The sequence below is a fragment of the Halorubrum aidingense JCM 13560 genome (assembly GCF_000336995.1).
GTDB lineage: Archaea > Halobacteriota > Halobacteria > Halobacteriales > Haloferacaceae > Halorubrum > Halorubrum aidingense.
On sequence record NZ_AOJI01000002.1, the window covers coordinates 172,729 to 197,221 of the forward strand.

The following is a 24,493-nucleotide window of genomic DNA, read 5'->3' on the forward strand; positions in this document are numbered from 1 at the left end:
CTACATCTGGTACCAGAGGAGGTTCCAGTACGCGAGCACGAGCGCAAAGACGACGCCGACGAGGCCGACCGCGGTGTACTGAAGTCGTGTCAGGGGACGCCAGACGCCCTGTCGCCAAGCCACCCCGACGAGGACAAGGGTCGTGACACTCGCGAGTGCTCCCACAGCCGGCAATAGCAAGACGACTTGCAGCGGCAGTGGGTCCCCGAGAAGGGCCGCCTGTGGGTCGCGCAACACCACGACGGCCAATCCGATCAGGAACGCGAGATAGCTCACCGCTGTGAGGCCAGCGATTCGTCGAGTGTGTCGGAGTGGGGAGCTCGGTCCGTCTCGCGTTGCACCACGGTACCATCGCCAGAGCCCCGTCGCCGTCCACCCGACGACGGCGCCGAGAAACACGAGGATGCTCAAGCCAGCGGCAACTGCGTGCGTGGCCGGTTGCTCACTGACACCGAGTCGTTCGTAAGCCGAGGCAGGCCTGCTGTCGAAGAACAGGTGCGTGATTTCGCCGTCCGTCTCGCCGAACGCCAGTGCATCCGACCCATCGACGGCTTCGAAGTGCAGTTCTTCCACCTCGACCCACCGTTTCGACCCGCCGGGACCGGTCGTGACGAGTCGCCCCTGGTCATCGACGGAGACGGAGACGTTCGACTGCACGCCCAACAGTTTCTCCGACGTGGTGTACGGCGATCTGAGTGTGCGATACGTGCCGGCCACATCGCTCGCCCGGGTCGGCTCGCCATCGGGCAGCGGTGTCGACTCCTCGCTCGAGAAATACTCCGCAAGCAGCGCATCGAGCAGTTCGTCTCTGGCTTCGATACCGCCGGGGCTGTTGTACGACACGAATAGGCCGACGTCGTGTTCGGGAAAGAGCGCCAGCAGACTGTGGAACTGCTCGGTATCGCCGCCGTGTCCGACGATACGCACGCCTTTTCGGCTCAGTTCGTAGAACCCAAAGCACATCCCGTTTAGTCGGTCGTCGTTGCCGAATCGTCGCCGGTGCATCGTCGCGACGGAATCGGACTCGAGGATACGTCCCTGGCCGGTTGCGCCACCCCGCAAGTGAGCGCGGACGAACCGCGCCATGTCGGTTGCCGTCGTACTCATCGATCCAGCCGGCGCCATACCGACGTACTCGAAAGCACCCTCTCGGTACCGGCCGTTCGGGGTCGTGTACCCCTTTGAGAGCGTCCCATCGATAGCATCCGGGACAGGCTGGTCGAACGTGCTCTGGTCCATCCCTAGCGGGTCGAAGATCTCCGCTTCGACATACTCATTGAACGACGACCCGGCAGTCGCGGCGCCGATATGACCGGCAAGCGCGGCTCCGTAGTTCGAGTAGGCGGTGAACGCACCCGGCGGCCGAACTCTCGCCGGCCGTTCATGCTGGAGCATCGTCGGGAGCGGGCGCAGATCCGATTTGTTCAGAACGAACGTCCCACGAGCGCGCTCCTCGAACCCCGCAGTATGAGTCGCAAGGTGGTCGAGCGTGATCGGCTGATCATACGTGTCAGGTATCGTAACATCATCGAGGTACTCGTTCACGTCAGTCTCGAGATCGAGTCGGCCGGCCTCGACACCCTGCATGACTGCCGTCCAGGCAAACAGTTTCGACGTCGATCCGATGCGAAAGAGCGTCTCGTCGGCTTCGACCGGCGCGTCGGTCCGGACGTCTCGGACACCGTATCCCCTGGTGAACGTCGAATCACCGTCTACGACCGCAACAGTCGCACCGGGGATGTCGTGGGCGTCAAGTTGGGCGTTCAGTACGCCGTCGAGAAATGTCTCGAAGGAATTCGGATCGGAGAGTGGTCCGTTGGAGGGCCCCTGCCGGCCGTGGTCGGCCGCGCTCGCGCTCTCGGATGTGCTGTTGAGCGCGAGCGCTGCGGACCCTGTCGCCGCGAGCCCGCGAAGCACGGTGCGTCGGGAGTGCGCGGAGTACAGACAGTCCTCCCCGGTGGCATCGATCGGTGTCTGTGATTGGGACATTGGTCGACCTCGTTTCTGAACTGCTTGGCCTACACTGCTGGCAGGATGGGCGGAAATTCGACATTCACAGACATAAACACACAGGGCAGATATCCTGATAGCGGTGGGGAATCCAACCACGAGTCTACGACGGCCTATTTTTTCACTGACTTTATTTATGTTACTTAGAGAGTACAGTTGTGAACGTCCCCATATCACGACGCAGATACCTCCGAACGGCCGGCGTAGCCGGAGTAGCCAGCCTCACTGGGTGTTCACGCACCGTCAAAGAGGGGATAGGAGCTGAGAGATCGGCTCCTTCCGGCGTCCCGATGTTCCGATACAACCCCGCCCGGACGGGAGGGCCACTGGGCGCGACCGGCCCGACCGGCTCAGTCACCGAACAGTGGGTCGTCCAGACTCAGAGTGGAATCGGATATTCGCTCGCAGTCTTCGATGACACCGTTTACGTCGGGAGCAACGACGGGGTAATCTCCGCTCTCGCTGCGGGCGATGGCACTGAACAGTGGTCCGTCGAGGCCGACGGGCAGATCGGCTGGCCACCGGCGGTCGTCGACGACACCGTCTACGTCGGCTGCGGCGACGGGGCGCTCTGTGCGCTGGCTGCCAGCGACGGGACCGAACACTGGGTCTTCGAGACCGGCAAACAGGTGGCTCCGGCTCCGGCGGTCGTCGACGACACCGTTTATATCGGAGGTGTCGGAGACGACGAGGGGGTGCTCTACGCGCTGGACGCCACCGACGGCACCGAGCGGTGGTCGTTCGAGATGGGGTTCAACGCGTACGCGTCGCCGGCGGTCGTCGACGGCACCGTGTACATCGGTGGGAGCAGCGCCTATGCGCTCGACGCCGCTGACGGCACTGAACAGTGGACCCACGAGTTCAGCTATCTGGACAGCGCGACCCCGGCGGTGGCCGACGGCACCGTCTACCTCAAACACGGCAAAAGAGCCTGGGCACTGAATGCTGCCGACGGGACCGAACGGTGGTCGTTCGAACCGGAAGACCCCATGGAAACGGTCTGGATAGGACCGCCAGCGGTACTGGACGAGACGGTCTACATCGGCGGTCACGATACCGCGTACGCGCTCACTGCGGACGCGGGTACCGAACGGTGGTCCTTCGAGGTAGCTGATAGCGTCGGGTCCTCACCCGCAGTGACCACTGACGCTGTCTACCTCGGTGGGAACGACGGTGCGGTCTACGCGCTGGCTACGAGCGACGGCACCGAACAGTGGCGCTTCGACGCGGGTAGTTGGGTGTCGTCTGTGGTAGTCGTCGACGGAACCGTCTACGCTGGCACTGCCGACGGAGCTATCCACGCGCTGACCGCTGAGTGACGGTCCGTTTCAGGAGGAGATCACATGCTGCTCCGTTGCACTTCTGTATCTCACAGCCGGTTTCTGTCGCGATGCAAATTGGCTAGTGTTCTCCTCGATATCGGAGTCTCAGTATCCATCGCAATCAGAACAGAAGACAGCACTTGCTGAGGGTTTCAACAGAGCCTGCAGCACTCGAAAATCACGGAGAGGATGAGAGTTTAGCAGTGATTCGCGGAAGGGTAAGGGTTCCAATAAGAAGCCCAACAGAGATGTTGCGGCTGATCAGTAATATAGTGCTTACTAAGCTTGAATCTGGTTGCGGGACGACAAAATAGAACATGTTAGAGCTAAAAGGTGTCAAGATCAGAAATACCGAACCAGCGAGGACAGCAGTCTGAACTCTCCGTCCCAACTGCGAAAACGAACGACCACTCTGAAGAACCATCCAGAACAGACGAAAAGCAAGAAGCGTTACGAGAATCTCACCGGCATGTTCGATTGCGATGACCATGAAAATCCCAACGATGAGACGTTCAACACCACCAAATAGCTCTATGAGATGCCATATTTGACGGCGTAGTAGCCGAGCAATCCAACAAATACCAGCAACTGTCGAGAGTGCGAAGACCCCACGGGGGACCTGATCGGGCACAACAGTACGTTGCGTGGACTATATTAAGTATTTGTGAGTGGTTGAATATCGATTCACGAGCCGCTTCGGCATCTAGATGGCCCTAATCAAAACAACAGACGATGAGCGCGAGTGCGAGACCGAAGGTGAGGGCACCGACCGTAGCGAGAACCGCTGTTGGTGGCGTATCTGCGAGCACGCCCGATAACGTCACAATCATACAGACACTCAGTCTAATAGATATTTAAAATAAACTACCTCGTCCGAGTGAAAGACGAAGGGGAGCGGATTTGAACCGCTGTAGCAAGTCATTTTCAGACTGCCACCACCGGAGTGGCGCTCTACCAGGCTGAGCGACCCCTTCACAATACACCCATGTTCTCCTTGTATATTAGTTACCTTCCAAATAATTGAGACATCTTGTTCCAATCCGGTCGGGCAATGGAAGATATACAGTGGATAACCCGCGCAAACAGCCCGGCGAGAAGGCAGTCCGCGGCTTCAGTCGGGACGGAGTCCGGCTGCCGTCTCCAGATCGCGGTGATCGTCATCGCTTGTCATTCTCTATTCCACGTGAACGCGGGTGCCGAGCGATACTCCACAATGTTCTAGTTGGTACCTATCGGATCATATGTAGGAGATGTTGGGAGCGCTCGGAACGGGAATCGTTCTGGCCTCTCTCGGAGCCAGTTCCGGCGCGCTGTATCTGTTGTGGTATCTGTACCACCAGCGAGAGCGATCCGGAGCAGGCTGGTTCATGGGGAATATCGCGGCCGTCGCCGTGTTCTGTGCCGCCTACGGGGGCGGATTGCTCGTCTTCGACCCGACGATCCGGATGGCGCTCGGAGCGATCGCGTTCGTTGCTCTGGGGGTTATGGGCCCATCCTTTCTCGCGTTCGGCCTCGATTACACGGGGCGCGGAGACCTCATCCGTACGCCGCTTTTCGGGATCGTCACCGTCGTCCCGCTGCTTACGGTCGCCCTCGCTGCGACGAATCCGGCTCATCAGCTCGTGTGGACCGGGTTTCAGATCGCCCCGGTGTTCGGGCTGGCAACGGCCGAGTACACGGTCCAGCCGTGGGGGCTCTTCGCCCTGTTGTTCTCTATGGGAACCGCCGCGATCGGCTCACTTCTGCTCATCGGTGCGATACTGAGTTACGGGCCGCTGTATCGACGTGAAGCCATCGCGGTCATCCTGAGTACCGTCCCGCCGATAGTTGGCGTGTCTGTGTGGCTGTTGGAACTCGGTCCGGTGTCACAACTGCATCTCACGGCACCGCTGATGCTCGCCCACGTGTCGCTGGATGCGTACGCGTTCGTCGGGACGCATATGTTCCAGACGAACCCCGCGACACAGCGGATGGCCGAACGGACCGGCCTAGACTCACTTTCAGATCCCGTCCTCATCCTCGATACGGAACGACAAATTGTCCGCGCAAACGATCGCGCAGCGGACCTGTTTCCGGGCACGCTAATGAACACGGCACCGATCGCCATCGAGACCGTCCTCGGCGTCGGGTTAGAAACCCTCCGTGAAACCGGAGAACTCAGGGTCGGTACGGAGCGGGGCAAGACGTTTGCCGTGTCGTTCACGGGCTTAACCGATCCGAGCGGTACCTCAGTCGGGAGTATGCTGGTGTTGTACGATGTGACCGAGGACCGGCAGCGTGAACAGCAGCTCGCGGTGTTGAATCGGGTTCTCAGACACAACCTCCGGAACGAAACGACGGTTATCGGCGGCTATGCGGATCTGCTTAAAAACACGCTTGAGGACCCCGAACGAGCAGCACAGGCGGGGAAAATCGAAGGCGCAAGCGATCGATTACTCGCCATCGCTGAAAAGGCGCGCACGTTCGAGGAGCTTCAAACCCGAGACAGAGACCCAGCGGACCTGGATGTCTCTACCGCCATAGCCGAAGTCACGCAGCACTATTCGGCTGCACACGGCGACGCCACGATTGAGTGGACCGTCACTCCACCGGAGCTTCGGCTTCGAACAGATTCGGTACTGCTCTCGGTGCTGCTCGATAATCTCGTCGAGAACGCGATCATTCACGCGGAAGCGCCCGAGCAAACAGTGATCATCAACGTCTCTGACACACCGGACACCGACGGCGACGTCGTTTTCGAGATCCGTGATAGAAATGAGCGGATCCCAGAAATGGAAATCGAAACGCTCCGTGCGGGCGACGAGACGCCGCTGCAGCACGGACGAGGGATCGGCTTGTGGATCGTCTATTGGTGTGTACAGAAGCTACACGGTCGTATCGACTTCGAGTACGACGACGGGAACGTGCTCGTCGTTACGCTTCCGAACCGAACAGAGTGATCTGTGCTGTGGTCGTGTTGGCTCCAACACGAATTGCGTGATTTGCGTTCCGTACGCAGCCCGTGTGACCCAACCGATCAGTCTCGGGCCGCCGAGACGGCCTCAACGACGGCTCGCGCGTTCGCTTCGATCCGGTCGTACGCGCCGTCGTCGATCGCCTCGTGATCGACGATCGAACCGCCGACGCCGACCGCGACCGCGCCGGCCCGGACGTACGCGCCCGCGTTCTCCCCACCGACGCCGCCGGTCGGGATGAGAGGGATCTGTGGGAGGGGACCGCCGATCGCCGCGACGTGATCCGGGCCGCCGGTCTTTGCGGGGAACACCTTCACCGCGTCGGCGCCGGCTTGGTAGGCCTCAAGCGCCTCGGTCGGCGTGTACGCGCCGACCGCGATCGGCGTTCCGTAGCGGTTCGCCGTCCGGATGATCTCGAGGTTCACCGTCGGCGTCACGAGGAACTCCGCGCCGGCGAGTTGGGCCGCTCGCGCCGTCTCCGAGTCGAGCACGGTACCGGCCCCGACCAGCGCATCGTCGACGCGGTCCGATATCGCCTCGATCGACGACATCGCGTTCGGTGTGTCCGCCGTTACTTCTAGTGCTGTCACGCCGCCGTCGACGACGGCGTCCGCGACCGCCACGGCGTCGTCCGCGTCGACGCCGCGGAGGATCGCGATCACCCCACCGTCCGTGATCCGGCCGAGTCGAGCAGTTCGCATGATGGGTATCTGCCCGGGTGGGGTATTAAAACGGACCGTGTCGGGTGCGGCCGCGCCGCGTCACAGCAGTTCGAGTTCGATCGTCTTCGCGGCACTGGAGACGAGTCCGGCGGTGTCCTCCTCCAGTCGTTTGCCCTGCATCTCATCGGACGGTCCGGAGACGCTGACTGCGCCTACGGGGTCACCGTCGACGACGATGGGGGAGGCGACGCACTGCCAGTTTTCGTCGAGTTCGCCGCGATCGAACGCGATGTTTCGGTCCCTGATCGATCGGAGTTCAGATCGGAGCGTCGCCGGGTCCGTCACGGTCCGCTCGGTCTTCCGGTCGAGCCCGTGGCGGGTGACGTACTCGTCGACCGCGTCCCCTGACCGATACGCGAGGATCGCCTTTCCGGCCGCGGCCGCATGGAGTCGGACGCTGCCGCCCACCGGGATGGGATGGTCCCGGGAGCCGATCCGGTGGAGATAGACGGCGGCGGCGTCTTCCGGAACCACGAGGTTCGCGACCGCGCCCGTGTTCCGCGCGAGCATGCGGATCTCGCGTTGTGCGGCCTGGTAGACGGGGTTCCGTTCTCTCGTCCCGAACCCGATCCGGAGAAACTGGTGGGTGAGCTCGTAGGTGCCACCCGAGTTTGTTACGTATCCGAGGGCACAGAGCGTCGAGAGGTGGTTGTGAACCGCACTCTTCGAGACGTCTAGCGTGTCGGCTAATTCGGTGACTCCGCCGCCGTCCCGCTCGTACAGCTCTTCGACGATCCGGAGAGACGTCGCGGTCGCCTGAACGGTGATAGTGTCCGTGTTCCCCATCGTTTCTCAGAGTGGTATGAACGACAGGTGTATAACGTTTGTTTAGTATCGGAGAACACAACCAGAGATCGAGAGATAGAACCATGCTAAATACGCATGGATTATAAAAACAAAATTTGAAATTAAGGTATGAGCCGCTCAGAATCTGGAAAATAGTATATAATAGGCTGATGTTCACCCCAAGGAAACGCAAATGAAGCGTTTCTAAGCCGGTTTTAGGACAGATGTACAGTAATTTTATATATCTACAATATAAGGGACGAACAGTCAGGTACAATCATGACTAACAAACCAGACTACGCACGATACGGGCGGCGGCGACTGATGAAGGGCGCGGGGCTCGCGGGGCTCGCGGGGCTCGCGGGATGTATCGGAACCGGCGATCCCGAAGGTGGAAGCAACGGCGGCGACGGGAGTGAAGGGAGCGACGGAAGCAACGGTAGTAGCAGTAGCGACGAGGACAGCAACAGCGACGGTGGCGATAACATGGCGTCCGAAATCGACGTGTGGGGGTGGGACGTCGCCGCGCGGGCGCTGACGATTACGGCCGAAGAGTACGAGTCCGAGAACGACGCGACGGTCTCGGTCGAGGAGTTCGGTCGGTCCGCGATGAAAGACCGACTTCAGACGAACCTCCTCTCGGGGTCCGGCGCACCTGCGGTGTCGATGCTGGAGTCCGTTGACGGCCCTTCGCTCATCGACACGGGCTCCGTCGCGTCGCTCACTGACGAGATCGAAGAGGCGGGCATTCGCGAGGACTTCGTCTCCGGAAAGTGGGAGGCACTCACTGTCGACGGAGACATCTACGCGCTTCCGTGGGACACCGGTCCGACGGCGGTCTACTACCGGCGGTCGGTGTACGACGAACACGATATCGACCCGGACAGCATCGAGACGTGGGCGGACTTCATCGAAGAGGGACAGAAGCTACCGGACGATCAGTACATGCTTAACCTCCCCGAGGGGGACCTCTCCGGCGTCTGGCGGTACCAGTTCCGCCAGCTGTCCGGCGAGCCCTTCCTTGAGAGCGGCGAGGTGAACATCCACAACGAGAAATCCCTCCGCGTGGCTCGTAACATCAAGGAAGTATACGACGCCGATATCGCAGCCAACATCGAGGGATGGACGTCGGCCTGGTTCAGCGCCTACGGCGACGCGACCATCGCGTCGCTCCCCTCGGCGGCGTGGATGGAGGGAACGCTGCGCGCCGAGCTCCCCGACACCGCTGGCGACTGGGGCGTGTTCAAGATTCCCGCCCTGGAGTCGGGCGGACCGCGGGCGTCGAACTGGGGCGGCTCCAACCTCATGATCGCCGATCAGGTATCCGACGAAAAGAAAACGCGCGGGTGGGACTACATGGAGTACTCGCTGGCGGCCGAAGAGATGCAGCTGGCGATGTACGACGAGTACGGGCTCTTCCCGGCGCTGGAGACGACGTACGAAGATCCGGTGTTCGACGAGGAGCTCGACTTCTACGACGGACAGCCCGCACGGGCGCTCTTCGCAGAGGTCGCACGGGAAGCGCCGGGGTACCGGTTCACCGCGGATACCCCTGAGGTGTCACAGGCTATCGAGACTGAGCTCCAGCGCATGATCAATGGAGAACAGTCGCCCGAAGAAGCCGTCCAAGCAGCTGCGGAGACGGTCGCCGAGAATACCGATCGGGACCTCGCGTAACCCCAAGGGATCGATCGCATGGCAACTTCTGATGAAACGGACGACCGGGTTGGGCAGGCGTATCGCCGCCGCATCCGCACGAAGATACGGACAGCCACGCGGCGGTCCAGACGAGCGGCGCGGCCGGTCTGGGATCGGGTGCGATTCGCCAGACAAGACCTGACAGCGGCGACACCAGCGCTGCCTCGGGTCGCGTACCTGTTCATCGCGCCGTTCTTCCTGCTTTTCAGCGTGTTTCTCGCTTTCCCGGTGTTTTACACGCTGTACCTCTCGTTTTTCGAGTACCAGGGCGTCGGTCAGGGATCGCTGTTCTGGATCGATCTCGGTCCGGTGTACATCGAGATTCCGCAGATCGCACAGCTGAATTTCGTCGGACTCGGGAACTACGCTCGCCTGCTCGGCAACGACCTGTTCTGGCAGTCGATGTTCAACACCTCGTACATCCTCGTCATCCAGGTCCCGCTGATGATCGGGCTCGCGCTCGCGCTCGCGCTCGCACTGAACGCGTCGTTCATGCGGTTCAAAGGGGTGTTTCGCACCGCCATAGCGCTGCCAGTCTCTGCGAACCTCGTGGCGTACTCGACGGTGTTTCTGCTGCTTTTCAACGAGCAGTTGGGCTTCCTCAACTACGTCCTCGCCGGCGTCGGGCTCGGCCCGGTTCCGTGGCTGACCGACGGCTTCTGGGCGCGAAACACGATCATCGCCGCGGTGACGTGGCGGTGGACGGGGTACAACATGATCATCCTGCTCGCCGGGCTCCAAACGATCCCGCAGCAGCTGTACGAGGCGGCCGAGATCGACGGCGCGAACCGATGGGAGAAATTCCGCTACGTCACGCTCCCGCAGCTCAAGCCGGTGTTTCTGTTCGTCGTCGTACTGTCGACGATCGGGACGTTCAAACTGTTCGCCGAGCCGTACGTCATCACTGGCGGCGGGCCGACGAACTCGACGATCACCATCGTACAATACATCTACCGACAGGCGTTCGTCAACTTCAACCTGGGCTACGCGAGCGCACTCACAGTCGTGTTCGTGGCGGTCGTCAGCGTGTTTTCCGTCATCCAGATCAAGATCGGGGGTGAGGACTGATGCGCGAACAACGACGTAAGGACGCGGTCTGGCGGTTCCTCACGTACGCCTTCGTCATCACGATGGTCGTGGTGATGATGGTTCCCTTGTACTGGATGCTGGTCGCGGCGACGCTCCCGCAGGAGCAGTTCCTGCAGTTCCCACCGCGGCTGCTACCCGGAACGGCGTTCCTCGATAACTTCGCGGCGCTGCAAGAGCGGCTCGATTTCGTCAGGACGATCCGGAACAGCGTTCTCATTGCAGTGGTTTACACGCTGCTCTCGCTGGTGTTGTGCTCGATGGCCGGCTTCGCGTTCGCCAAGTACGAGTTCAAGTTCAAAGAGCCGATCTTCTACGCGATTCTGGCGACACTCGTGTTGCCGATCCAGCTCCTCGTCATCCCACTTTTCCTGCTGATGGCACAGCTAGACTGGACGAACACGTTCCGAGCGATCATCCTTCCGTGGGCGGCGAACCCCATTGGGATCTTCCTCATGCGGCAGAACATGAAATCGATTCCGGACGCGTTACTCGAGTCTGCTCGCATGGACGGGGCGACGGAGTTCCAGATCTTCTATCGGATCGCACTCCCGACGATGCGGTCGTCTCTGGCCGCGCTAGCGATCATCCTGTTCCTGTTCCAGTGGGACCTGTTCTTGTACCCGCTCGTGATCCTCGAGACGGCGGACATGTACACGATCCCCGTTGGACTGGCGCAGTTGACCGGATTCCAGCGGATATATTACGATCAGATCATGGTGGCAGCGACGCTTGCCATCGTGCCGATGGTCGTGCTGTTCTTAGTGCTGCAGAAACAGTTCGTCAGCGGCATCCTCGCGGGGTCGCTCAAGGAGTAATCAATGTCAGGAATCAATATCACAGAACTGGATAAGGTGTACGACTCTGGAACCGAGAAGGTGGTCGCAGTGGAGGACCTCTCCATCGAGATCAACCACGGCGAGTTCCTCGTGTTGGTCGGACCGTCCGGCTGCGGGAAGTCGACGACGCTCCGCTGTCTCGCCGGCCTAGAGGACGTGACGACTGGCTCGATACAGTTCGGCGACGAAGACGTCACGGACCACCGAGCCAGCGAGCGAGACGTAGCGATGGTGTTCCAGAACTACGCGCTGTATCCGCACATGACCGTCCGAAGCAACATCGGCTTTGGACTGAAGCTCTCGACGAAGCTGACCGGCGACGAAATCGAACAGCAAGTGGAGGACGTCGCCGAGATGCTCGGAATCAGCGAACTGCTCAACGAGAAACCCAAAGCACTCTCCGGCGGGCAACAGCAACGCGTGGCGCTCGGGCGAGCAATCGTTCGAGAGCCATCCGTGTTTCTGATGGACGAGCCGCTCAGCAACCTCGACGCAAAGCTCCGGTCGGATATGCGGACCGAGTTGCAGGAGTTGCAGGCAGACCTCGACGTCACGACGGTATACGTCACGCACGACCAGACGGAGGCGATGGCGATGGGCGATCGGATCGCCGTGATGGACGGCGGCGTACTCCAGCAGGTCGGGCCCCCGGAAGAGGTGTACCGGTCACCGGTGAACCAGTTCGTTGCGGACTTCATCGGTTCGCCGAGCATCAACCTCCTCTCGGCCGACGTCGAAGGAGAAACCCTCCGAGGGCCCGGCGGGTTCACGTACGAAATCGACGATACGGAACCCGTCGCGGGCCACGACCGCGTCCGCGTTGGCATCCGACCGGAGGACATCACTGTCGTCGATTCAGGCCAGAACACAGCCGATGTAACGGTGGTGGAGCCGATGGGGAACGAGAACTTCCTCTACATGGAGATGGACGGACACGAACTCACCGCTCGCGTCGATCCGGCGATCCGACCGGCAGAGGAGACGCAGGTCTCGTTCGACTTCCGCGAAGCGGCTCTCTACCTGTTCGACGCCAAAACCGGCGACGCACTCAAGACGAAGACGGATACCGTCGACCCCGCGGTCGTCGGGACGACTGAAGACTAACCTATCATGTACATTACTGACTACGAGCTGTTCGAAGTACCGCCCCGCTGGCTATTCTTGAAGCTGACGACGAGCGACGGCACCGTCGGCTGGGGAGAACCGATCGTGGAGGGGAGGTCCCACACGGTCGTCGCCGCCGTGGAGGAGTTGCTCGACAACTACCTCCTCGGCGAGGATCCGACGCGGATCGAAGACCACTGGCAGGCGATGTACCGCGGCGGCTTCTACCGCGGCGGCCCGGTGCTGATGAGCGCCATCGCCGGCGTCGACCAAGCGCTGTGGGACCTCAAGGGAAAGCAGTTCGGCGCACCCGTCCACGAACTGCTCGGCGGCCGCGCGCGGAACCGGATCCGCGTGTATCAGTGGATCGGCGGAGACCGACCGGCGGACGTCGGCGATGCCGCCCGTGAGAAGGTTGACGCGGGCTTCACGGCGCTAAAGATGAACGCCACCGCAGAGATGCGACCGATCGACACGCCGGCCACCGTGGCCGACGCGGTCGATCGGATTGCGGCCGTTCGGGAGTCGGTCGGCGACGAGGTCGACATCGGAGTCGACTTCCACGGGCGCGTGTCGAAGCCGATGGTACGGCGGCTCGCGGCCGCGTTGGAGCCGTACGACCCGATGTTCATCGAAGAGCCGGTGTTACCGGAACACAACGATGCGCTCTCGTCGATCCGGCAGTCGACGACGATCCCGATCGCGACCGGCGAGCGGATGTACTCGCGGTGGGATTTCAAGGAGGTGTTCGAGACGGACGCCGTGGACGTGATCCAGCCCGACGTCTCGCACGCGGGCGGGATCACCGAGATGAAGAAGATCGCGTCGATGGCCGAGGCGTACGACGTGTCGGTCGCGCCGCACTGCCCGCTCGGGCCGATCGCGCTCGCGTCCTGTATCCAGGTCGACGCCTGCACGCCGAACGCGCTGATCCAGGAGCAGTCGCTCGACATCCACTACAACGAGACGAGCGACGTGCTCGACTACCTCGCCGACCCGACGGTGTTCGAGTACCGCGACGGCTTCGTCGATATCCCCGGCGGCGACGGGCTCGGGATCGAGATCGATGAAGAGCACGTCCGGGAACAGCGCGGCAACGTCGACTGGCACAACCCCGTCTGGCGGCACGACGACGGCTCTGTCGCAGAGTGGTGATCCGGATGCCGACGCAAACGCGGCGGCGCGGAAGGGAGCGATGACCCGCCGACACGAGTCCCCGACCGAGCATGCGGTGCCCGGGCGGTTCGCCGGCGAGACCGTGATCGTCACGGGATCGACGCGCGGGATCGGTGCCGGCGTCGCGGAGCGGTTCGCCGCCGAGGGGGCGAACGTCGTGGTCAGCGGCCGCACCGCCGAGGCCGGCGAGGCCGTCGCCGAGCGGATCTCAGAACGGACCGGAGACGAGGCGACCGACGACCCGCCGGCCGGCGACGCGACGTTCGTTCGCGCCGACATGCGCGACCCGGACGACGTGGCCGCGTTAGCGGAGGCGGCCGCCGAGCGGTACGGGTCGGTCGACGTGCTCGTGAACAACGCCGGCGTGCAGACGGAGACGGCCGCCGACGACGCGACGCTCGACGACTGGGCGTTCGTCGTCGAGACGGACTTCAGAGCGTACTGGCTCGCCGCGCGGGCCGCCCTCGAACACATGGACCGCGGGGCGATCGTGAACATCTCGTCGAACCACGCGTACGCCACGATGCCCGCACACTTCCCGTACAACGCGGTGAAGGCGGGCATCAACGGCATGACGCGATCGCTCGCCGTCGACTTCGGCCCCCAAGTCAGGGTGAACACGGTCGTCCCCGGCTGGGTGGAAATCGAGCGGACGCGCGAAGAACTCCCGGAGGGGCGGCTCGCCGAGGTCGAATCGATCCACCCGACCGGTCGGATCGGCACGCCGGCCGACGTCGCCGGGGCCGTCTCGTTCCTCGCGAGCGAGGACGCCGCCTTCGTCACGGGCGGCGCGCTGCTCGTCGACGGCGGTCGCGGAGCGGTGATGCAGGACGACACGCTCCCGGACTACCGGGCGCGAGAGCGCTCGGAGTAGCCGGTCGGCGAAAAGTCCGGATTTTTTGGCTCTGTTGAAATTCTCCGAAGATCACAGATTGCGAATTGCGGTGGGCAATACAGGGACAGCGGGCTGATTACGGGAGTGAGTGTTGCAGACCGCCGACGGCGACGTGGTTTATAAACAAGCAAGAGCGGCGGCGACGGACATTTATAAATGAACGACTGTGGTGGCGCGCTCCGGTGAGCACCGCGAAGCGGTGCGAATCCGAGCGCGAGGGACGCCGCGAGCGGAGCGAGCGGCGAGGCTGGGGAGGTGTGAGGTGCGGTTGCGGTGCGGATGGGTAGGACTCAAAGGGGCAGCCGTGAGGACGGCGCAGGCGATGTAAGCACCGCAACGAGGGAGCGAACAACGCGAGCGACCGAGTGAGGCGCGCAGCGAGCGTGCGCCGTCCTCCCGGCTGGGGCTTTGGGGTGGTTCACCCCTCGATCAACGATTTATAAACAGTCGACAGCAACACCACCGCTCGTTTATAAACAACCACCCCACTCGCGTACAACACCCACTCCCGCACTCGATCAAGAAGTACTCTTCAGCGATCGGCTGTTTCAGGCGAAAGCATATCTGAAGAATGGGGATTCGACAGCGCCGGATTTTTGACTGACGTGTCCGACTACGGCTGAGCGACCCGCAGCCCGTCCACGTGGTCACCCTCAACGACGACAACTCCGTATGGCCCCACGACAGCGGCATCATCGCGCGAGGCCTCGCCGCCGTCGCCCGCTACCGCGTCGATGCCGACCCGATCGGCGTCGTCGACCGCGAGCGAGTCGGGGTCGATTCCGGGCAGTCGGAGCCGGTCGCTCGTGAAGTTCGTCACCCACGTGCGGCCGCCGCGGTACCCGATGCGGACGCCGTCCGGAAGCCGCTCGGCGTGTCGGACGCCCGCGCGGTCGAGCAGATTCGACGCGAGCGCGTCCGCTAAATCCGACCCGGGCCAGACCCCGCAGTAGGTGACGCGACCGTCACCGACCGCGTTGGTGACCACTGCCGGCCGGCCGTCCGCCGGGCCGTCGACGTCGTACGCGTATCGGGGCTCGGCGGCGACGGGGTCGAGCCACTCGGCCCAAGTCCGGAACGAAACGGGCGGGGCCGTGTCGTCGCCGGCGACGCTGTCGTCAACTCGCCGGACAGCCGTTCCGAGGCGCCGCGGCAGCGACTCGTGCTGGTCGACGGTCGCGCCGACGAGGTCGGTCAGCGGGCCGGGCTGAGACATCGGTCGGAGCTTGTTTTCCGCGTCCTTCACGCCGGTCCGGGGACCGAAGAGGACCTCCCCACCGCCGGCGACGTAGTCGGTCAACCGGTCGGCGAGGTCCTCGGTAACGAGGTGGAGCGCGGGCGCGACGACGGCCGCGTATCCGGAGAGATCGGCGCTCGGCGGAACCACGTCGACCTGAACGCCGCGGCCGCGTACGGCGCCGTAGAACGCTTCCTGGAGCGCCCAGTAGTCGAAGTCCGGGGCGTGCGGCTGCGCGTCGAGCGCCCACAGCGAGTCGTAGTCGAACAGGACCGCCACCGGGGCGTCCACGTGACTGGCACCGTCGAGCGCCGCGAACTCCCCGGACGCGTGTGCGGCGTCTTCGTACCCGCGGTCGGGCGACCCGTCGGCCTTCCGGAGCCCGGCGTGATACTGCTCTTGCCCCTCGAGACAGCGCCGCCACCTGAAGTAGAGGACCGCGTCGGCCCCGTGAGCGGCGGCGTGGTGGGCCCACAGCCGCATCGCGCCCTCGCCCGGTTGCGGGCAGTGCGGCGGCCAGTTGACGTCGCCCGGCTGCTGTTCCATCACCCAGAACGGCCGGTCGAGCGCGCTCCGGTAGATGTCGTGGTCCATCCCGACTTGGTCGGGGTCGCCGGCCCGTAGCTGGTCCGGCGATGCCTCCCCGGCGTAGCGGTCCTGGACGAACCCTGTGGGGTACGAGTCCCACGCGACGCGGTCGAGGTCCTCGCTCACGTCGTAGGCGTTCAGCGTCGGGAACCGCCCCATGAAGTTGTGGGTGACGAACCAGTCGGGGTCGGCCTCGCGTATCAAGTCGGCGTGGAGGCGATTGTACTCGACGACGGAGTCGCTGGAAAAGCGCGCGTACGCCAGCAGCCGCGAGGGGTGATGCTCCGCGGGGGTCGGTCCCGGCGGATCGACCTCCTCGAACGAGCCGTACTGCTGGCTCCAGAACGTGTTCCCCCACGCCTCGTTGAGCCGATCGATGTCGCCGTACCGGTCCGCGAGCCACGTTCGGAACGCGTCGGCGCAGTCGTCGCAGTAACACCGGACGGTCTCGTGACAGCCGAACTCGTTGTCCGTCTGCCAGCCGGCGACGTGCGGCGAATCGGCGTATCGCTCGGTGATCCGCTCGACGATCCGGACCGTCTCCTCGCGGTAGGCGTCGGAGTTGAAACAGTACTGCCGGCGGCTGCCGTGTTCGCGGACGGTTCCGTCGGGGTCTTCCTGTCGGATCGACGGCCGCTCGTCGACCAGCCACTTCGGCGGTGTCGCCGTCGGCGTACACAACACCACCTGCATGCCGTGGTCGCCGACGAGCTCGACGGCTTCGTCGAGCCACTCGAAATCGAACGCACCGCGCTCGGGTTCGAGGGCCCCCCACGAGAACTCCGCCATTCGCACGTATTCGAGGCCGGCGTCGGCCATCGCGGCGACGTCGCGTTCCCACTCTTCGCTCGGCCAATGTTCGGGAAAGTAACAGACTCCGAGACGCATAGCGCATCCTCTCAACCGCGGCACCTAAGCGTTCGGATGGGTTGACGCGACCGCCGCTGACCGTCGAGTCGCACCCCGCCGCGCACGTGTCGTAGCAGGGTATTTGTAGGGGCGAAAAGAGGGTGTGATATGAAGGAACGCAGGGCGGACGCCACCGCAGTCACGCACGATCCGGACGGCCACGAGGTCGCGGTCGCGGACGACGCCGGCGACCTGCTCATCGGGGCGGTTCGCGCGGCGGCGACCGACGGAGACGCCGGGCGGGTACGGGTCGCTGACGTGTCGTTGTCAACCGAAGCAGGCGGTGTCGCCGTGACCTGCACCGTGGAAAACACCGGCGACGAACCGGTCCGGGCGGGCGACGTCACGCTCGCGTTCGAGACCGCGTTCGGCCCCGACGCCCGCGTCTACCGACACGGGTACCAGTCGTGGTCGTCGACGGGAACGCTCCCCGTCGGAGAGCGGTTCCCCGCCGAGAACTCGGACAACGCCCCGATGATGAACGACCTCGCGGCGTCGACGGACGACCGAGTCAGCAGCTACCTGACCGGGCTCGTCGAGGGCGACCGGCGCGTCACGGCGGGGTTCCTCGAACACGACCGCTACTGCACCCGGTTCGAGATCGACGACGACGTCGACGGCGTCGCGACGCTGCGCGCGGTATGTCCGCTGGAGGGGACGCGGCTGGCGCCCGGTGAGCGACTGACTCTACCGCCGCTGTGGATCGACGCCGACCGCGAACTCCGAGAGGGGCTAACCACGCTGGCCGACCGCGTCGGCGAACGGATGGACGCTCGGGTACCCGAGACCGCACCGACCGGATGGTGCTCGTGGTACCACTACTTCACCGACGTCACCGAGGCGGACGTGCGAGAGAACCTCTCGGAGCTTCGCGAGTGGGGAATCCCGGTCGACGTCGTCCAGATCGACGACGGGTACATGGAGGCGTTCGGCGACTGGCGGTCGATCGCCGACGGGTTCGATGACATGAGCGCCGTCGCGGACGACATCGAGACCGCGGGGTACCGCCCGGGACTGTGGCTCGCACCGTTCTACGTGGAGGCCGGCGCGGACCTGTACGCCGACCACCCGGAATGGTTCGTCACGGAGCCGACGGACGCGACCGCTGACGGCCCGGGAACGCCCGTCGACGGCGGCTTCCGCGCCGGATCGGCGCTGTACGGGCTCGACACGACGCATCCGGCGGTCCTCGAGTGGCTCAGAGAGACCGTGTCGACGGTCGTCGACGAGTGGGGGTTCACGTATCTGAAACTCGACTTCCTCTTCGCGGCGGCGCTGCCCGGCGAGCGGTACGACGCCGAGGCAACCCGAATAGAGGCGTACCGCCGGGGGGTCGAGGCGATCGCGGAGGCGGCCGGCGACGACGTGTTCCTCCTCGGCTGCGGCGCGCCGATGGCCCCGAGCGTCGGGCTCTTCGACGCGATGCGGATCGGCCCAGACACGGATCCGGTCTGGGAGACGCCGGGAGAATCCGGGAGCCAGCCGGGATTGAAAAACGCGGTCCGCAACACGCTCACGCGGAACTACCTGCACCGGCGGTGGTGGCTCAACGATCCCGACTGCCAACTCGTTCGGGACACGAGTGACCTCACTGCGGCCGAGCGCAAGGCGTTCGGAGCGCTCGTCGCCGCGACCGGTGGTGTGAACGTGTTCTCGGACCGGCTCGCGGAGATCGGTTCGGCAGGTCGGCGACTGCTGGAGCGATCCATCCCACCCGCGAGCGGCGGCGAGGTCTCGGGGCTCAGCGCGGAGCGGTTCCCCTCGCGTGTCGTCTGCGACCGGCCAGGCGACGGGGCCACGACCGTCGCACTATTTAATTGGACGGACGAGTCGTCGACAGTCCAGTTTGACGCACGCGAGCACGTGGCGGGCGACTCGGGTGCCGATCACGTCGTCTGGGACGGGCTGTCCGGCGCGGTCGTCGACGGCCCGGTCGTCGAACGAGAGCTGTCGCCGCACGGGGCGGCGGTGTTCGCTGTCGTCTCTGCCGACGCGGGCGACCTGCTCGGCGACGCCGCGACGCTCACGGGCGGGTCCGACCGCGCGTCGACGGCGACGCTTCGGGACGGATCGCTCGAGGCAGCCGTCGACGGGGAGACGGTGACGTTCGCGCTCGATTCGGACGATCCCGCCCCTGCTCAGGAGTAGCCCGCGCCCGTCCGGGAGCGGCCGCGGTGTCGGGACAGCGACGGCCGACGCTGATCACCGTTACTTATAAGCGACCGATGACAGCATCCAGTATGAATCCGTTCGGAGCGCACGCCGTGGAGTGGTTTCGATGACTGACCTGGTCACGTTCGGCGAGACGATGCTCCGGCTGTCGCCGCCGCGGGGCGAGCGGTTGGAGACGACCGGTGACCTGGCCGTCCAAGCCGGGGGAGCGGAGAGCAACGTCGCGGTCGGGGCCGCGCGGCTCGGTGCCGACGCCCGCTGGCTTTCGAAGCTCCCCGACTCGCCGCTCGGTCGGCGGATCGTGAACGAGCTCCGGAGCCACGGAGTCCGATCGGGGGTCGCGTGGACGGAGCCGGACGAGAGTCGTCTGGGGACCTACTACCTCGAACACGGCGGGGCCCCGCGGGGGACGAACGTGATCTACGACCGGACCGACGCGGCGATCACGACCGTCAGCCCGGACGAGCTCCCGACGGACGCAGTCGAGGAGGCGGAGTGGTTCCACACGACGGGGATCACGCCCGCCCTGTCGGCGGCCGCCGCGGAGACGACGACGGCGCTGCTGAAAACGGCCGGCGACGCGGGGACGACGCGCTCGTTCGACCTGAACTACCGGTCGAAGCTCTGGGACCCACAGACGGCGCGGGCGGCCTACGAGGACCTGTTCGAGCACGTCGACACCCTGTTTGTCCCCCGGCGCGACGCCCGCGAGGTGCTCGACCGCGAGGGCGACGCCGTCGAAATCGCGCACGGGCTCGCCACGGAGTTCGCGTTCGACACGGTGGTCGTCACCCGCGGGCTCGAGGGGGCGGTCGCGCTGCACGACGGATCGATGTACGAGCAGGACGTGTTCGAGGCGGACACGTTCGACGCGATCGGTACCGGCGACGCGTTCGTCGCCGGCTTCATCGCAGAGCGCCTGCGCGGCGGTGACCTCCCCGCAGCCCTTCAGTGGGGGTCGGCGACGGCGGCGCTGAAACGCACCACCGACGGCGACCTCGCCGTGACGACCCGAGCGGAAGTGCAGAGCGTCATCGACGGCGAGGGCGGGATAAATCGGTAAGATACCGGTTTATATACCGACAGTACAGAGAGGTCCGATCGGAGTTCGAACGTAACGCTTCGCGCTTAAATAAACCACAGATGATATTGGTACTTAATAACGCGGTCGAAGGCGGCTACATGGCCGATGAGATCGCACAGTTCCTCCCCGACACCCGCGTGTACAACTACCCGAACGAGGACGGCGATCCGAGCCTCGAGGACGTGGACGGCGTCGTCATCGGCGGAAGCGAGGTCGGCGTGTACGACGAACCGGACCAGCCGTGGATCACGGCCCAGAAGCGGTTCGCGCGCCGACTCGTCAAGGAGGGGGTCCCAACGCTCGGCATCTGTTTCGGCCATCAGATTCTGAACGCCGCCCTCGGCGGCGAGGTCGTGGACAGCGGGACGTCTCGCCTCCGGCTCCACGACGCCGAGCTCAACGCCGACGAGCCGCTGTTCGACGGCGTCGAACCGACCGTGCCCGTCCTGCACTCCGACGTCGTGACGGAAATCGGTGACGGCATGGAGATCATCGGCCGTGCGGATTATTACGAGTACTTCGCCACTCGACACCGCGACCAGCCCGTCTGGTCAGTTCAGTATCACCCCGAATTCACGCCGCGGATCGTCGACGAGTACGACGGCTGGGAGGAGGCCGACCGCTCCTTCGAGGACTCCACCGCCACCCGAACGCTCGCCAACTTCGCGGACCTCGTCGAAGCGAACGCGAGCGAATCGTAGCGGCTGCGGGCCGAGTCTCGGAAAGATAACTGGATGCTGACCGCCGCGGAGATCGATCAGACCGACCGGATCACCGACGAGCACCCAACACGACTAATTGATCGCCTCGCGTTGTGGAACCCATGGTCCTCCACGCCGTCGAAAACGTCGAGGAAGCGTTCGGTGTCACGCGGGAGTTTCTGACGCCGATCGACCTCCGCCGCTGGCTGAAGCTCGCTTTCATCGTGTTCTTCGTCGGGAGCGGTGTGAGCTTCCCGACGGTACAGTTCAACACGTCGACGCCGCCGGGAGACGTCGCAAACGGTGAGATTCCGTTCAACGCCCCGATCGACGCCCCGATCGACGTCGTGACGCTCGTCGTCGCACTCGCCGTTGCGGGAGTCCTCCTCGGTGCGCTGTTCGCGCTGATCGGGGCGATCATGGAGTTCGTGCTGATCGAGTCGCTCCGGACCGGCGAGGTGTCGATCCGGCGCTACTGGCGCCGGCGCTGGCGCCAAGGCCTGCGTCTGTTCGTGTTCCGGGTCGTGATCGGGCTTCCGATACTCGCGCTGGTCGTCGGGTGGCTCGCGCTGCTCATCGCCCCGATCGTCACCGGGGGCGACCCAGCGATCCCCCTTACCGCGTTTTTCGTCGGGATCCCCGTGGTGTTCCTCATCGGCGTGCTGTACGCGCTGGTGTCCGGGTTGACGACCGTGTTCGTCGTGCCGCTCATGGTCCAAACTGACACCGGCGTGCTCGCGGCGTGGGGGCGGCTCTGGGGGTCGATCAAGACGGCGTGGAAACAGTACGTGGCGTACGTCGTGGTCGCGTTCCTGTTGACGATCGCGGCCGGGATCATCGCGTCTATCGCCATCGGGCTCGTCGCGATCGTGCTTCTCATCCCGGCTCTCGTCGTGGCGGGAGTCACACACGTGACCGTCTCGCTCTCGTCGACGGCCGGAATCGTCGTGCTCGTCGGGCTCGCGCTGCTGTTCGGACTGTCGGTGTTCGGGATGTGGCTGCTCGCGCAGGTGCCGATCGTGACGTACCTCCGGTATTACGCGTTGCTCGTGCTCGGTGACATCGAGGAGTCGTTCGACGTCCTCGACGATCGGCGGCCACCGGCCGACGGCCGATGACCGGCGCCGCCCCGACGTGGCGTGCGACCGCCCGCGGCGCGGTCGCGCTGTTCGCGCTCGGAATGGCCGGCGTCGTCGCGCTCGCGGTCTACTCCGTGCCGGCCCTCCGAGCGATCCCGGAACTGGCAGTGCTGTCGTATCCCGCGCTCGTGGCGCTCGCGGGCGCGAATTCGACGGTCATCCTCACCGTGTTCGCGGTTCTCGGCGCGGCCACCGCCCCGCGGACCGGACTCCGCTCACACGTCTTCGCGTGGGCGTCCGGCGGCACTCCGGACTGGCGCGCGTTTCGGCGATCGCTGCCGCTTGCGGTCGCGATGGGTGTGGTGCTGTTCGCGCTCATCATCGCCCTCGACGTCGCGTTCGCCCCGTTCACTGAACTCACCGTCGTCGACGGCACCACGGGCGCGACAGCGCTCGGAGACGTGCTCGCGGCCGCCCCGATGCGGCTCCTCTACGGAGGGATCACAGAAGAGATCCTGCTCCGGTGGGGAGTTATGGCTCCGATCGCGTTCGTGCTCTGGTGGGTCCGAAACGCGATTCGCGAGGCGACGGAGACCCCGTCTCCGACGGTGATGTGGATCGCGATCGTCGCGAGCGCGGTGGCGTTCGGCGTCGGCCACCTACCCGCGCTCGCGACGACGGTCGACCTCACGGCCGTGCTGGTCGTCCGAACCATCCTGTTGAACGCGATCGCAGGCGTGGGGCTCGGCTGGTTGTTCTGGCGGCGATCGCTGGAAACGGCGATGGTCGCGCACGCGACCTTCCACGTCGTGCTCGTCGGGGTGTCTGTGGTCGCGATTCTGCTGTCGTAGTGCTCGAGTCGCCGTTCACCGGAGGTCAGCTGGAGGTCACACCCCGTGTGTGCACACCAGCGTCCGGATATCTACCATGGCAACACCGGCGATAGTGTCAAATAAAAAAAGTTATGAGCGTCGATCACCGCTTGACGATATGGCGCCCTCCACAGCCAGTATCGTCACAGCAGCGCTCGGTACACTCGCGGTCGTCGTCGCAGCAGGTCCCGGTCTGTGGACAGCGATCACGCACCGCGACAGCGACAACGGGCTCTCATTTGGGCTCCTTACCGTTGGAGTGGCCGTCTGGAACGGGACGACTATCCTGCAGGTGCTGGCTCAAGAAGTAGCAGTACAGACGTATTTTCTCGGGTTGTCGCTTGTGGGAACAGCGATGACGGGATTGGGGTGGGTACTGTTCGCGAGTACCGCACACAGTACACCGAGGCACCTCGAACGGCGCTCGGTCTATGCGTTGGCTGCTCTTACCGTCGGATTACACAGCGGAATCGCCGTGACAGCACCGATTCACGAGCTGTATTGGAGCGGCATCGCAGACACGAGCGCGGTGTACGGGGTGATCACGGTGATCGCGACGACGGGGTACTGGGTGCAGCTCGCAGCGATGATCGGGTTGTTCGGCGTCGGCAGCTGGTTGTTCGCACTAACGCCACAGCAGTCCACAGAGCGGCGATACTCCACGGCGTACGCCGGCTGTGGGATCGCGGTCGCTCTCACACTGCTTGCCAGCAGTGCGATGGCGCCGGGTGCGGGAATGCTGGCGCCGCTGGTCGCAACGGGACTCGTCGTGATCGGCGTTGTGCAGGCCGCTCGACCGGTGTAGAACACTCCGACCAAATAGCGCCGTATGAGCCACTCCGGTTCGGCTCCCGCGTCCGACGATCTTGCTGCCCTGCTGGGCCGACGGGCACACGCGAAGGTACGGGCGTGGCTCAGGCGACTCGAATCCGCTTCCGCCGAGGAGCGAAAGGCGGTACTCTCGAGACCCAGAACATTGACCTCGTCCGAAAAGCGCTTCACCGAGAAGTACGCGGTCTCCGGTCGAACAGGCGACGTCCGCAAGGAACGCCGGCGGCACGAACCGCACCCTTTTTGTTTTAGGTTTGCCTAAAGACTACCAATGGCCACTGGTACTCAGTCACACCCCGAGCCGACATCGGAGCCCAAGCCACGTCCGGGACCAGACATATCGCTCTGTGAAAGTCGTCCCGGGAAGTCGGTGTTCATCGAATCGGGGAACACGGACGGGTGGATCGCGAGCGACACGACCGTCAGCA

General features: G+C 64.2%; 18 protein-coding genes and 1 tRNA gene. 14 read left to right on the top strand and 5 right to left on the bottom strand.

Annotation, left to right across the window (positions count from 1 at the left end; genetic code table 11):
- Positions 1–1,989, bottom strand: a complete 1,989-nt coding sequence (locus tag C461_RS00805; protein WP_007997745.1) for a serine hydrolase domain-containing protein — start codon at positions 1,987–1,989, stop codon at positions 1–3.
- Between the two features lie 179 nt (positions 1,990–2,168).
- Between C461_RS00805 and C461_RS00810 the strand changes: the two genes are divergently transcribed.
- Positions 2,169–3,329 (top strand): outer membrane protein assembly factor BamB family protein, encoded by a 1,161-nt coding sequence (locus C461_RS00810; RefSeq protein WP_239639075.1) that lies wholly within the window; start codon positions 2,169–2,171, stop codon positions 3,327–3,329.
- 888 nt (positions 3,330–4,217) lie between these two features.
- Here the strand turns inward: C461_RS00810 and C461_RS00815 are convergent.
- Positions 4,218–4,306, bottom strand: a tRNA-OTHER gene (locus C461_RS00815).
- 276 nt (positions 4,307–4,582) lie between these two features.
- Between C461_RS00815 and C461_RS00820 the strand changes: the two genes are divergently transcribed.
- A complete protein-coding gene (locus C461_RS00820) occupies positions 4,583–6,271 on the top strand; it encodes a sensor histidine kinase (RefSeq protein ID WP_007997748.1) in 1,689 nt (562 codons plus the stop codon).
- A 77-nt stretch (positions 6,272–6,348) separates the two neighbouring features.
- Here the strand turns inward: C461_RS00820 and C461_RS00825 are convergent, their stop codons facing one another.
- Both C461_RS00825 and C461_RS00830 read right to left on the bottom strand, forming a co-directional pair.
- Positions 6,349–6,987 (bottom strand): bifunctional 4-hydroxy-2-oxoglutarate aldolase/2-dehydro-3-deoxy-phosphogluconate aldolase, encoded by a 639-nt coding sequence (locus tag C461_RS00825; RefSeq protein WP_007997749.1) that lies wholly within the window; start codon positions 6,985–6,987, stop codon positions 6,349–6,351.
- 60 nt (positions 6,988–7,047) lie between these two features.
- Entirely contained in the window at positions 7,048–7,794 is a 747-nt protein-coding gene (locus tag C461_RS00830) for an IclR family transcriptional regulator (RefSeq protein WP_007997750.1), read from the bottom strand.
- Positions 7,795–8,073: 279 nt separating this feature from the next.
- Between C461_RS00830 and C461_RS00835 the strand changes: the two genes are divergently transcribed.
- Genes C461_RS00835 through C461_RS00860 form a run of 6 tightly spaced genes read left to right on the top strand, consistent with a single transcriptional unit; the run spans position 8,074 to position 14,571 of the window.
- Positions 8,074–9,471 carry a sugar ABC transporter substrate-binding protein gene (locus C461_RS00835; RefSeq protein WP_152418277.1) on the top strand — a complete coding sequence of 466 codons (1,398 nt, stop codon included), beginning with the start codon at positions 8,074–8,076 and terminating at the stop codon, positions 9,469–9,471.
- A gap of 18 nt (positions 9,472–9,489) precedes the next feature.
- Entirely contained in the window at positions 9,490–10,560 is a 1,071-nt protein-coding gene (locus C461_RS00840; RefSeq protein WP_049906156.1) for a carbohydrate ABC transporter permease, read from the top strand.
- Positions 10,560–11,396: a carbohydrate ABC transporter permease gene (locus C461_RS00845; RefSeq protein ID WP_007997753.1), complete on the top strand. Its 837-nt coding sequence runs from the start codon at positions 10,560–10,562 to the stop codon at positions 11,394–11,396. Before C461_RS00840 ends, C461_RS00845 begins: the two co-directional genes overlap by 1 nt.
- A 3-nt stretch (positions 11,397–11,399) precedes the next feature.
- The gene (locus C461_RS00850; protein ID WP_049906157.1) at positions 11,400–12,521 is read left to right on the top strand and encodes an ABC transporter ATP-binding protein; all 1,122 of its coding nucleotides are present in this window, start codon (positions 11,400–11,402) and stop codon (positions 12,519–12,521) included.
- Positions 12,522–12,527: 6 nt separating this feature from the next.
- Positions 12,528–13,676, top strand: a complete 1,149-nt coding sequence (gene dgoD / locus C461_RS00855; protein WP_007997758.1) for a galactonate dehydratase — start codon at positions 12,528–12,530, stop codon at positions 13,674–13,676.
- A gap of 40 nt (positions 13,677–13,716) precedes the next feature.
- On the top strand, positions 13,717–14,571 hold the full coding sequence (locus C461_RS00860; RefSeq protein ID WP_007997761.1) for an SDR family NAD(P)-dependent oxidoreductase: 855 nt from the start codon (positions 13,717–13,719) through the stop codon (positions 14,569–14,571).
- A 634-nt stretch (positions 14,572–15,205) separates the two neighbouring features.
- On the opposite strand, the gene bga is transcribed toward C461_RS00860, so the two are convergent.
- Positions 15,206–17,305, bottom strand: a complete 2,100-nt coding sequence (gene bga, locus C461_RS00865; protein ID WP_007997764.1) for a beta-galactosidase Bga — start codon at positions 17,303–17,305, stop codon at positions 15,206–15,208.
- Positions 17,306–17,434: 129 nt separating this feature from the next.
- Between bga and C461_RS00870 the strand changes: the two genes are divergently transcribed.
- From C461_RS00870 to C461_RS00895, 6 genes are all read left to right on the top strand, one after another.
- Positions 17,435–19,474: a glycoside hydrolase family 36 protein gene (locus tag C461_RS00870; RefSeq protein ID WP_007997766.1), complete on the top strand. Its 2,040-nt coding sequence runs from the start codon at positions 17,435–17,437 to the stop codon at positions 19,472–19,474.
- A gap of 130 nt (positions 19,475–19,604) precedes the next feature.
- The gene (gene kdgK1 / locus C461_RS00875) at positions 19,605–20,561 is read left to right on the top strand and encodes a bifunctional 2-dehydro-3-deoxygluconokinase/2-dehydro-3-deoxygalactonokinase (protein ID WP_049906158.1); all 957 of its coding nucleotides are present in this window, start codon (positions 19,605–19,607) and stop codon (positions 20,559–20,561) included.
- Between the two features lie 80 nt (positions 20,562–20,641).
- On the top strand, positions 20,642–21,283 hold the full coding sequence (locus C461_RS00880) for a glutamine amidotransferase-related protein (RefSeq protein WP_049906159.1): 642 nt from the start codon (positions 20,642–20,644) through the stop codon (positions 21,281–21,283).
- A 122-nt stretch (positions 21,284–21,405) separates the two neighbouring features.
- Positions 21,406–22,401, top strand: coding sequence for a DUF7544 domain-containing protein (locus tag C461_RS00885; RefSeq protein WP_007997773.1), 996 nt, complete (start codon positions 21,406–21,408; stop codon positions 22,399–22,401).
- The gene (locus C461_RS00890) at positions 22,398–23,213 is read left to right on the top strand and encodes a CPBP family glutamic-type intramembrane protease (RefSeq protein WP_007997775.1); all 816 of its coding nucleotides are present in this window, start codon (positions 22,398–22,400) and stop codon (positions 23,211–23,213) included. The genes C461_RS00885 and C461_RS00890 overlap by 4 nt, the downstream gene beginning before the upstream one ends.
- A 139-nt stretch (positions 23,214–23,352) precedes the next feature.
- Positions 23,353–24,039, top strand: coding sequence for a histidine kinase N-terminal 7TM domain-containing protein (locus tag C461_RS00895; RefSeq protein WP_007997777.1), 687 nt, complete (start codon positions 23,353–23,355; stop codon positions 24,037–24,039).
- Positions 24,040–24,493: the final 454 nt, after the last annotated feature.